This is a genomic window from Vibrio sp. RM-69-4, assembly GCF_024743775.1.
GTDB classification, from domain to species: Bacteria; Pseudomonadota; Gammaproteobacteria; order Enterobacterales; family Vibrionaceae; genus Vibrio; species Vibrio anguillarum.
Genome location: NZ_JAMQXI010000074.1, coordinates 56,868 through 67,807 on the forward strand (window position 1 = coordinate 56,868; position 10,940 = coordinate 67,807).

At 44.3% G+C, this 10,940-nt stretch carries 10 protein-coding genes; 2 read left to right on the forward strand and 8 right to left on the reverse strand.

Going from position 1 to position 10,940, the window contains the following annotated elements; translation table 11 throughout:
* Window positions 1-12: 12 nt before the first annotated feature.
* On the reverse strand, window positions 13-705 hold the full coding sequence (locus NB504_RS12040) for an oxidative stress defense protein (RefSeq protein ID WP_170889067.1): 693 nt from the start codon (window positions 703-705) through the stop codon (window positions 13-15).
* A gap of 102 nt (window positions 706-807) precedes the next feature.
* On the reverse strand, window positions 808-1,704 hold the full coding sequence (locus NB504_RS12045; protein WP_017045436.1) for a LysR family transcriptional regulator ArgP: 897 nt from the start codon (window positions 1,702-1,704) through the stop codon (window positions 808-810).
* A 122-nt stretch (window positions 1,705-1,826) separates the two neighbouring features.
* On the opposite strand from NB504_RS12045, the gene NB504_RS12050 reads away from it, so the two are divergent.
* Entirely contained in the window at window positions 1,827-2,459 is a 633-nt protein-coding gene (locus NB504_RS12050) for a LysE/ArgO family amino acid transporter (protein WP_258428975.1), read from the forward strand.
* Between the two features lie 72 nt (window positions 2,460-2,531).
* On the opposite strand, the gene mscS is transcribed toward NB504_RS12050, so the two are convergent.
* From mscS to NB504_RS12075, 5 genes are all read right to left on the reverse strand, one after another.
* Window positions 2,532-3,458 (reverse strand): small-conductance mechanosensitive channel MscS, encoded by a 927-nt coding sequence (gene mscS, locus NB504_RS12055; RefSeq protein ID WP_013857803.1) that lies wholly within the window; start codon window positions 3,456-3,458, stop codon window positions 2,532-2,534.
* A gap of 233 nt (window positions 3,459-3,691) precedes the next feature.
* Window positions 3,692-4,768, reverse strand: coding sequence for a class II fructose-bisphosphate aldolase (fbaA, locus tag NB504_RS12060; protein ID WP_013857804.1), 1,077 nt, complete (start codon window positions 4,766-4,768; stop codon window positions 3,692-3,694).
* Between the two features lie 153 nt (window positions 4,769-4,921).
* A complete protein-coding gene (locus NB504_RS12065) occupies window positions 4,922-6,085 on the reverse strand; it encodes a phosphoglycerate kinase (protein ID WP_026027969.1) in 1,164 nt (387 codons plus the stop codon).
* Window positions 6,086-6,233: 148 nt separating this feature from the next.
* On the reverse strand, window positions 6,234-7,259 hold the full coding sequence (gene epd, locus NB504_RS12070; RefSeq protein ID WP_026028484.1) for an erythrose-4-phosphate dehydrogenase: 1,026 nt from the start codon (window positions 7,257-7,259) through the stop codon (window positions 6,234-6,236).
* A 199-nt stretch (window positions 7,260-7,458) separates the two neighbouring features.
* Window positions 7,459-9,414, reverse strand: coding sequence for a ligand-gated channel protein (locus tag NB504_RS12075; protein ID WP_088731623.1), 1,956 nt, complete (start codon window positions 9,412-9,414; stop codon window positions 7,459-7,461).
* Window positions 9,415-9,557: 143 nt separating this feature from the next.
* On the opposite strand from NB504_RS12075, the gene NB504_RS12080 reads away from it, so the two are divergent.
* Window positions 9,558-10,460 (forward strand): LysR family transcriptional regulator, encoded by a 903-nt coding sequence (locus NB504_RS12080; RefSeq protein WP_019282284.1) that lies wholly within the window; start codon window positions 9,558-9,560, stop codon window positions 10,458-10,460.
* A 63-nt stretch (window positions 10,461-10,523) separates the two neighbouring features.
* Here NB504_RS12080 and NB504_RS12085 read toward each other — a convergent pair.
* A partial coding sequence (locus tag NB504_RS12085) for a transketolase-like TK C-terminal-containing protein (protein ID WP_309303446.1) occupies window positions 10,524-10,940 on the reverse strand: 417 nt, incomplete at its 5' end.

The following is a 10,940-nucleotide window of genomic DNA, read 5'->3' on the forward strand; positions in this document are numbered from 1 at the left end:
TTAGATAAGGGCTTAGTTGTTTAATTGATAGACTACGTCCACCCTATCGCGAATAATAAGCGTCGAGTCTTGGTAACTATTAGATTCAGATTTTGCATCCATTGCCATAGCACGCATCATAATCGGCTGCACGCTGGGCGAGTTGTAGTCTATCTGCCACACATCACCTAATTTCAACTTAAATCCTTCCGCCAATGATAGCGCTTTGGTATTCGCATCTTGAATCGCCGCTAGCCGAGCTTGTTGCTGGTATTGCTCTTGATTCCGAACTTTAAGTTGAATATTGTCGACTTGGTTAATGCCCTCACCGAGTGCTACATCAAGGTATTGATTAAGCTGGCTTAAATCTTCAACCTCAACCGTGACACTTCTTGTTGCTTGATAACCCACTAACTCAGGCTTGCCGGACTTAGGGTAGTGATATTGAGGGGCAAGGTAGAGATTTGAACTCGATATTTGTTGGGAAGTCACACCGGATTCTTTCAAACGCGCCACAAATGCTTCTACCACTTTGTCGACCGCTCTTTTTGCCTGCTCCGCCGTCAGCGTTGATTCAACCACTTTAACTGAAAACTCAGCCATATCAGGTGCCGCAACGACTTCACCATAACCTGTCGTTGAAAGATGAGGAAAATTCATTTCCTGCGCCATAGAACCAAAACTGAGCAATCCAGATAATAGCGTTACACTTGTCATTAATTTCATGGGAGTTACCTTACTCAAATGGGTGAATACATCATAGGCGATACTCTATATAAGCACAGTTAATAGCTTATGAAATGACACAACTTTGACGTTGAACTTTTGTCATTGCGGCAACACTTGGCGAGCATATTGAACGATGGCCTGAGAGATTTCCTGTAATATTCCCGTTTCTAACTGCCAATGATGCCAATAAATACGGTTGGTTAAAATGAACCCTGGTGTAATGTCAGTAAGCGTGCCTATTTCGAGCTCTTGTGCTATCTGTAAGCGGGGGATCAAACAATACGCCGCACCGGATAGGGCTAATTTAACAAAAGCTTCTGAACTACCCACGGTATGGTTTATGACGGCATCTCTTGGCACATTGAAATGATCATGCAAATATTTTTTATGCAGATCATCATACTGATCATACGATACCGCTGGTGCTTTTTTTAAGGTATGAAAGTTCACACCTTGAGAGAAATAACGCTGATAAAACTCCGGGCTGGCAACACACACATAGTCCATTCGGCCTAAGTAGTCAGCATGACAACCAGGAATGGCTTGCGATTCTAAGCTTATTGCGCCAGCTACTTCGCCATTTTTAATTTTTTCGATCGTACGTGACTCACCGAAAACCGTCAGGTTCAACTCAACTTGCCGCGTTTTCATCGTATTCGATAACGCAGGAAGTAACCAAGTGGCCAAACTGTCCGCATTAGTGGCAATAGCTATTGAAACGGGCCGCGTATTCTCCTCATTCATCAATTCAGGCACCAGTTCATTTTCAAGCAAACACACCCTACGATACAGCCCTAGCAATTTTTTTCCCACCAGCGTTGGCCTTGGTGGCTGCTCTCGAATCAGGACCGGTTGGGCGATAAATCTCTCTAATTGCTTGATTCTTTGAGAAATAGCCGATTGTGAAATATAGAGATTTTCAGCGGCTCGTTCAAAGCTTCCTTGTTGCAGTACCGCATCTAATGCCTCAATCCATTTGTAATCTAGCCCTCTCATCCAAGGCTCCTTTTTATGATTATTAGTATTACTAATATAATATTAAAATCATTAATTATACTTATTTTTATACTCTCGCTATTGTGCGCTCACTGTATTGAATTATTACGATGAGGTGAGCTGTGAATGTGTGGATTTTGCTACAAGGTTTTGGATTAGGTGCAACGATGATTATTCCTATTGGTGCACAAAATGCCTATGTGCTAAACCAAGGAATTAAGCGCAATCACCACTTAACGACGGCGACCATCTGTAGTCTACTGGATGTGATTTTTATTTCTCTGGGTATATTTGGTGGCGGTGCCCTACTCTCAAGTAACGAAATCTTACTGACCTCGGTTACCTTAGGCGGTGTTGCTTTTCTCTCATTTTATGGATTTATTTCTTTAAGGAGTGCCTTCACTTCAACAAGCACTAATGAATCGGATGGCGAAGTGATCGCACGTGGTAAACGAACGGTTATCTTGGGCGCGTTAGCCGTTACTGTGCTTAACCCACATTTATACTTAGATACGGTTGTGATTTTGGGATCGATTGGTGGTCAGTTTGAAGGCCATGATCGCATCGCGTTTGCGCTAGGAACCATGATGGCCTCTTTTGTATGGTTTTATTCTTTATCAATTGGTGCTGCGAAACTGGGGCCGACGCTCTCAAAGCCTAACGTGAAGAAAGGAATAGATATGGCCGTGGCTATAATGATGTTTAGCATCGCCTTTATCCTTGCAAAAGGGCTGGCAATTCAATATCTGATGTAAGTGTAACCAACAAAAAGAAAGGGCATGAACTGAATAATCATTTCATGCCCTTTTCACTTGATTGAAAATAAATTAATTCATTTTATTCAGATGAACATCCATTTGTGGGAATGGGATCTCAATACCTTCTTTATCCAACTCTTCTTTGATGGCTTGTAACAAATCAAAATAAACAGCCCAATACTCTGCCGTTTTCACCCAAGGGCGAACCACAAAATTGACTGAAGAATCGGCCAAGGCCATTACACCGATAGTCGGTGCAGGATCTTTCAACAAACGAGGCTCTGCCGCGACTACTTTAGCCAGCACTTCCTTGGTTTTTTGCAGATTGGACTTATAAGAAACACCAATCACCAAATCAATACGACGAGTGTCATGGCGTGAATAGTTAACAATTGGGCCACTGATGATCGAACCATTAGGCACAATCACCATTTTATTGTCAGGCGTGCGCAGTACTGTTGAAAAAATTTGAATCGATTCAACCGATCCAGCAGTACCACTCACTTCCACGTAATCACCGGATTTGAATGGGCGGAATGCCACAATCAAAACGCCCGCAGCAAAGTTTGATAGGGAGCCTTGTAGCGCTAAACCAACCGCCAATCCAGCCGCACCGATAATGGCCACAACAGAAGCGGTTTGCACACCAATGCGACCTAAAGCGGCAATTAATACCACCACAAATAGCGTATAACGGACTAGACCATGAACAAACTCAACAACTGCTTTGTCCATGTCTTTCTTTTTCAGAGCCTTGGCAACACTTCCAGCGACAGCTTTAACAACAATGTTACCGATAAATAGGATCAGAATAGCGGAAATAATATTGACGCCGTATTGTATCAAAAGATCTGAATTATTGGTCAGCCAAGTATTGGCTTGCGCTAAACCATCGACTAATGGAGCTTCGATGCCCATTGATTCACCTGACATATTGCATTTCCTCTTTATAAAATCATTTTGAATGTTGTTGTTACCACTGAACATCAAAGACAAAAAACGACTGACAGTAGAGTGTCAGTTTTTTGGCACAATATCTCACTTTGGTTATGTTGCAAAGTCAGTTTTATGTAAACACTGACAAAACAAATAGTTACTTGGAAGCATTGATATGAGCTTGTTAGAGGTTAAGCAATATTTTAACAATCCGCCAGTCATTTTGTCTGAATCTCGGCCATAAAAAAACCCGCTCATTGAGCGGGTTCATCACTTAGTCCAGATAAATGAACTTATAGTACGTCGATCGCATTAAGGTCAGCGAAGGCTTTCTCTAAACGAGCAACCATCGATGCTTGACCAGCACGTAGCCATACGCGTGGATCGTAGTATTTCTTGTTTGGCGCAGATTCACCCGTAGGGTTACCAATTTGACCTTGTAGGTAATCATGGTTTTCAGCTTCGTACTGACGGATACCGTCCCAAGTTGCCCACTGAGTATCAGTATCGATGTTCATTTTGATAACACCATAGCTGATTGACTCTTTGATCTCGGCTTCAGAAGAACCAGAACCACCGTGGAATACGAAGTTTAGAGAGTTCGCTGGAAGGCCAAATTTCTCAGAAACATACGCTTGTGAATCACGTAGGATAGTTGGAGTCAGTACCACGTTACCCGCTTGGTAAACACCGTGTACGTTACCGAAAGAAGCTGCGATAGTGAAACGGTGGCTCACTGCGCTCAATTTCTCGTAAGCGTAAGCTACGTCTTCAGGAGAAGTGTACAGCTCAGATGAATCCATGTCTGAGTTGTCTACGCCGTCTTCTTCGCCACCAGTACAACCCAGTTCGATCTCGATAGTCATACCCATTTTAGCCATACGCTCTAGGTATTTCGCACAAGTTTCAACGTTCTCTTCTAGAGACTCTTCAGAAAGGTCTAGCATATGAGAAGAGAATAGAGGCTTACCAGTTTGAGCGAAGAACTCTTCGCCTGCGTCTAGTAGACCGTCGATCCAAGGAAGTAGTTTCTTCGCAGCGTGGTCAGTGTGAAGAATAACAGGCACACCGTAAGTTTCTGCTACAGCGTGAACATATTTCGCGCCAGCAACCGCACCTAGGATTTGTGCACCTTGACCAGCAAGTTTAACGCCTTTACCAGCAAAGAAAGCCGCGCCACCGTTAGAGAACTGAACAACCACTGGCGCTTTAACTTTAGATGCAGCTTCAAGAACCGCATTGATAGAGTCAGTGTTCACTACGTTTACTGCAGGAAGAGCAAAGTTATTTTGTTTTGCAACTTCAAATACTTTCTGTACGTCATCGCCAGAAATTACGCCTGGTTTTACGAAATCGAAGATCTTAGACATGGATTTGATCCTATTTTTTCTATCGTTTTAAAAATAAAACAGTTAAGTTTAAATTCTTGCAAACGTTTGCTCACAACTGGCGTCATTCTATCAGAATAAAAACACACGTGCAGCAAACAAGAAAGCGGGAATCACTCCCGCTTTCATTAGTCATTAAGCTTTCGCGCGTGCTTCTAGCATTTCAACCGCTGGTAGTACTTTGCCTTCAACAAACTCAAGGAATGCACCGCCGCCAGTAGAGATGTAAGATACGTCGGCTTTGATACCGAACTTGTCGATTGCCGCTAGTGTGTCACCACCACCAGCCACTGAGAAACCTGCAGATTTCGCAATCGCTTCAGAGATACCTTTTGTACCTGCTTCGAAGTTTTTGAATTCAAATACGCCAACAGGACCGTTCCATAGAATGGTTTTTGCGTTAGCGATGATTTCAGCCAGTTGTGCGGTTGAGTCTGGACCTAGGTCGAAAATCATATCGTCATCTTGAACATCCGCCACGTTTTTGATTTCCGCTTCTGCGTTTTCATCAAAGGCTTTTGCACAAGCAACATCTGTTGCTACTGGAATAGAACACTCTTTCATCAACTTTTTAGCCGTTTCAAGCAAGTCTGCTTCATATAGAGACTTACCTACGTTGTGGCCTGCTGCTGCAATGAAAGTGTTAGCAATACCACCGCCAACAACCAGTTGGTCAGCAATTTTAGATAGCGATTCTAGAACCGTTAGTTTAGTAGACACTTTTGAGCCACCAACGATAGCCACTAATGGACGCTCTGGGTTATCCATAGCTTTGCCTAGTGCTTCAAGTTCTGCTGCCAATAGTGGACCAGCACAAGCGATAGGTGCTTGCATACCAATGCCGTGAGTTGAGGCTTGTGCACGGTGAGCCGTACCAAATGCATCCATCACAAATACGTCGCAAAGAGCGGCGTATTTTTTAGATAGTTCTTCTTCGTTCTTTTTCTCGCCTTTGTTAAAGCGAACGTTTTCTAGAACAACAAGCTCACCTGCGTTTAGCTCTAGGCCATCTAGGTAATCTTTTGCCAGTTTCACTTCGCAATCTAGAGCGTCGTTTAGGTAATTAACCACTGGTAGTAGAGAGAACTCTTCCGCGTATTCGCCTTCAGTTGGACGACCTAGGTGAGAAGTAACCATCACTTTAGCGCCCGCCGCTAGGCAGTGCTGAATTGTTGGTAGCGATGCAAGAATACGTGCATCAGAAGTTACTTTGCCATCTTTCACTGGTACGTTTAGGTCAGCACGGATAAATACGCGTTTACCTGCTAGGTCCAGGTCGGTCATCTTGATTACAGACATGGTTTGTCCTCTCAAATATTAATAAATAAAGTTTTTGGAAACCCGGCAACCTTGCCGAGCCTATAAATTCTTCAAACTGGTTATCGATATGGAGATTTGAGTTATTTATTTCAAGCCTGAAAATAAATAAATCTCCATCATCCTGCTACTACTCGGATGCTTGCATTGCGAGTGCCGTATCCAGCATGCGATTCGCAAAGCCCCATTCGTTATCACACCAAACGAGCATTTTAACAAGCTGCCCGTTGCTCACTCTTGTTTGTGAACCATCAACAATCGCACTATGGGGATCGTGGTTAAAATCGATGGAAACAAGCGGAGCTTCAGTATAGTCAACAATGCCACGTAATGTACACTGAGATGCGTTCACAATGGTTTGATTTACGTCATTAACTTTCACATTTGTATTAATTGTGACACTCAAATCCATCGCGGTGACATTAACTGTCGGTACGCGCACTGATATCGCTTCAAATTTGTTAGAAAATTTCGGAAAGATCCTTTCAATTCCTTTGTGCAACTTGGTGTCCACTGGAATGATGGATTGGCTTGCAGAACGTGTTCGACGCAAATCGGTGTGGTAGGCATCGATCACTTGTTGATCATTCATTGACGAGTGAATGGTGGTAATGGTTCCTGAATCGATACCAAACGCTTCATCAAGCACTTTAATAATCGGTACAATGCAGTTGGTGGTACAGGATCCGTTTGACACAATGCGATGTTCTGCGGTTAGCGTCTCATGGTTGACCCCATAAATGATCGTATTATCCAGATCATGTGAGCCGGGATGTGAAAAGAGTACCTTCTTTGCGCCTGCCTCAATGTGCTCCAAACCATCGGCTTTTGAGCCGTACACACCCGTGCAGTCGAGCACAATATCAACGCCTAAATCGCGCCATGGCAGAAGTTTGATTTCACTAAGGTGCAAAATTCGAATCGAGTCATGCTCATCCAGCCCATGATGAACATAGATATGCTCTTGATCATTGGTGATCTTTTTACCAAATCGACCATGAGTAGTGTCGTATTGCAGTAGGTGCGCCATGGCATCAGGTAGCGCCAGCTCATTCACCGCTACCACTTTTATCTGCTGACTTTTTCCACTTTCATATATCGCACGCAGCACGTTGCGCCCGATACGCCCAAAACCATTGATCGCGACTTTAAGCATCATTCCATCGTCTTAACTTTTTTCGTGGTACAGATAGTAACCGATAGCGACCAAGAGCAACACCCCAAGCCATCAGTTGTCGCAAAAGATTCTGTTTCTAAACAGACTCAAGGTACAAGCAACAGCGGCTACGACAAGAAAGATGTCCATAAAAAATGGCTCACCAAACGGGAGCCATTTCATTTGCGGTATTGATGGTTTAAAAATTAACGTCAATACCTAACCAATAACGACGTCCATCTTCTACATAGCCATATTCTTGGTATGAAATTTCTTCATCGAGTAGATTGTAAATCGCACCTTTCAAGCTTACTTGAGAAGAAAGCGCGTAAGTGATGCCAGTATCGATGAACTGATAAGCTGGCTCAATCAAGCTGCTACGAGAAGGGCCAGTGACTGGGTTGCTCTCTTTTCCACGATAAGTCAGCTTCAACCAACTGCTCAAGTTGTCAGTCGCTTGCCAATCAATATCAGCGCTGAAGCGATGCTCAGGTTGTTGCTCAAGTGGCATACCTTGATATTTTCCGGTTTTTTGCTCTGAGTCAGTAAAGGTATAGCTCGCGTTGAAATAAACCGTTTCTGTGATAGGTAAACCGAGCGTACTTTCGACCCCACGCGTGTACGCTTCATCAACGTTCACTCGATAAGTGGGATCAGAGCCCCACTCGTTCGGGCCTGCAGTACAGACGTTGCTTGGGCACACAACACGGGTAATTTTGTCTTTGAAATCATTATGGAAGAAAGTCAAACTCGCGTTAAGACCCTCTCCATTTTGGTACATCAACCCCAACTCTTTGTTAATCGAGGTTTCAGGTTTTAAGTCTGGATTACCGTAAATATTACCGCCTTGACTCACCTGCGCCCAATTTGGCGTGACTTCTCTGAGCTGCGGTGAACGGAAACCCGTTGCCACGCCACCTTTCAGAATCCACGCTGGATTGATGGTCCACACGCCATACGCTCTTGGGCTAAAATGAGAACCATAATTTTCATCGTGGTCAACACGGCCACCTAAGGTTAGGTTAAACGACTCGGTCATGCGCCACTCGTCTTCAACAAACGCCGCCCATTGAGTGCTTTCAATCTGAGTTAAATCAGAGGCTTTATTTGAGGTGAAATCTTCTAACTTTGAATGTGAAGCCTCAATGCCTACGGTTGCTGTATTGTTAGTCAATGGCACCACTAAGCTTGATTTAGCCACCGTATTGATGATCTCCATCTCACGGCTTTTATTGTTACTTACTTCACGTTGGACATAAGTATCCGACATACCATAGTCACCCCAATCCCCTTGGTGAGAAAGGGAAATATAGGTTCTACGGTATTCGTTTAAGCTGTCTTCGCACCCACCTTTACAACCTGTCGTTGGCACGGATAACCCCACATTGCCTCGGCGATCTTGTGCGGAAGTACCCACTTCAAAAGTCAGATCATGCTGCTCATTAAGTTGGTAGTTCAACTTTGAAGTTAAACTTTTTAAGCTTTTGTCTTGGTAGCCACGTTCAATCTTATCTTCATCGCGTTCGGTACTCTGTCCATAAACTTGCAGAGAAAGATTGTCGGCCAGTGGCCCTGTCAGGAAGAAGTTGACGCCGTTCTGATCGCCAGAATCGCGATTTTCTTGGAAAACCGTATCCAACTGAACACTGCCTGACCACTCTTGATTATCTTTTCGTGTGATGATGTTGATCACACCACCAATCGCATCTGAACCATACAAAGTCGACATTGGGCCACGAATCACTTCAATTCGTTCAATGGCTTGCAGTGGTGGCATCCATCCCTGCTCAATACCTGGGCCATCACTATTTGGTCGAGTTTGACGTGAAGATTGACGCTTACCATCGACTAACATCAAAGTGTAGTTTGAACTCATACCGCGCAAGCTGATGTCTGTTTTGTCACCACCTCCAGTCACCAACACGCCCGGCACACTGCGCAGTGCATCGGTTACATCACGATAATAACGTGATTGCAACTCTTCTCGTGTAATCACACTGATACTCGCTGGAGCCTGCGCTTGTGTTTGTTCAAAACCAGCCGCCGTCACCACTAATTTCTCATAAGATTGAATTTCTTCAGCGAACACGTGTGATGAGGTGAATAACCCGAGCGCTGCAGTAATTGCAACATTCAGCGGATTGAGTCTGGACATGTACCACTCCTTTAAATGATAATGATTATTAATTTCAGGAGTGGATTATTCATAATTTTGATGATTGAGATAGATAGACAGATGGAATGGTCGATACCGAATATGGAACACAGTGATGATTAGATTAAAAGGCCATTTTACTTATGCATGATTTCAGTGCGATCAAAGCTTTCCATGCTCTCTGTCAATACAAAAGCCTGACTGCGGCGGCGAAAGCGCTGGAACAGCCTAAGTCCACACTCAGTCGACGTTTGGCGTCTTTGGAAAACGATCTCGGACAAGCCTTAATTGCTCGGCAAGGCAACCGTCTAACTTTGACTAAAGCTGGGCAAGTTTTTGCAGTTTATACAGAACAACTGCTTGAATTAGCAGAAAAAAGCCATGAAGCACTGCAAGAGTTTAATAACCAAATCAGCGGTGAAATGACCTTGGTGGTTCATCCGAACTTAATTCGTGGCTGGTTGAGCAATGTATTGGATGAATTCATGCAAACCCACACCGAAATCAACATTCGACTCTACAGCCAATATGTGGCAGAAGAGTCGCATCTTGAGCCTGATTTATTGATTTGGATTGGCCCGTTTGCTCAACAAGGCTGGAGACGTGAATTGCTCGGCCATTGGCAATATTCACCTTATGCGTCGCCACACTATCTTGCCAATAACGACATGCCAGAGCATCCACAAGATCTAGTCAAACATCCTTGGATTGATTTTATCGCTTTTCGCCAAGAAGCCTTGGCTCTCATCCATCCTATTCACGGCAGCTATCTTTTACCTGCGCTCACAAGCCGCTTGCAGAGTGATAATTTAGCTATGCAAGCGGATGCGATAGCCAAAGGAAGAGGCATCGGCTTACTGCCGACATGGTTTGCCAAAGGCTTTGAACAAGCGCACCCAAACAGTGTGCAAGCATGTTTGCCAGAATGGTTGTCGCCACCCACTGAAATTAGTTGTCATTATCCAGCAGGCAGACATCCGCTCAAACTGCGTCTGTTTATCGACGCGCTACGTCAAGCCTGTCCTGAAGAATGGAAAGCACCATAAACATCAAGATCAAAAAAGCCCAGCGAATGACTCGCTGGGCTTTTGCATTAAAAATAAGAAGACTTAAGCAAGCAGTTCTTGTGCTTGTTTCACCACGTTTTCAGTTGTAAAGCCGAACATTTTGAACAGTTGATCCGCCGGTGCTGACTCACCAAAGGTAGTCATACCGATGATCTTGCCGCCAAAACCCACGTACTTGTACCAGAAATCCGCGATACCTGCTTCAATTGCAATACGCTTAGTCACGGCTGCTGGTAGTACGGCTTCGCGGTAGGCTGCGTCTTGTTTATCAAACGCATCGGTAGATGGCATTGACACTACGCGCACTTTCTTACCTTCGGCTGTAAGTTGGTCTGCGGCTTTCACCGCCAGTTCAACTTCAGAGCCAGTGGCAATCAGGATAAGCTCAGGCTGACCCGCGCACTCTTTTAGGATGTAACCACCTTTCGCGATATCCGCAACTTGCGTTTCGCTACGTGG

Coding starts and splice junctions, on each gene's coding strand:
- NB504_RS12065 (WP_026027969.1), bottom strand. CDS start 6,085: ATGTCTGTAATCAAGATGACCGACCTGGACCTAGCAGGTAAACGCGTA.
- NB504_RS12045 (WP_017045436.1), bottom strand. CDS start 1,704: ATGAGAGGGCTAGATTACAAATGGATTGAGGCATTAGATGCGGTACTG.
- NB504_RS12075 (WP_088731623.1), bottom strand. CDS start 9,414: ATGTCCAGACTCAATCCGCTGAATGTTGCAATTACTGCAGCGCTCGGG.
- epd (WP_026028484.1), bottom strand. CDS start 7,259: ATGCTTAAAGTCGCGATCAATGGTTTTGGGCGTATCGGGCGCAACGTG.
- NB504_RS12080 (WP_019282284.1), top strand. CDS start 9,558: ATGCATGATTTCAGTGCGATCAAAGCTTTCCATGCTCTCTGTCAATAC.
- NB504_RS12040 (WP_170889067.1), bottom strand. CDS start 705: ATGAAATTAATGACAAGTGTAACGCTATTATCTGGATTGCTCAGTTTT.
- fbaA (WP_013857804.1), bottom strand. CDS start 4,768: ATGTCTAAGATCTTCGATTTCGTAAAACCAGGCGTAATTTCTGGCGAT.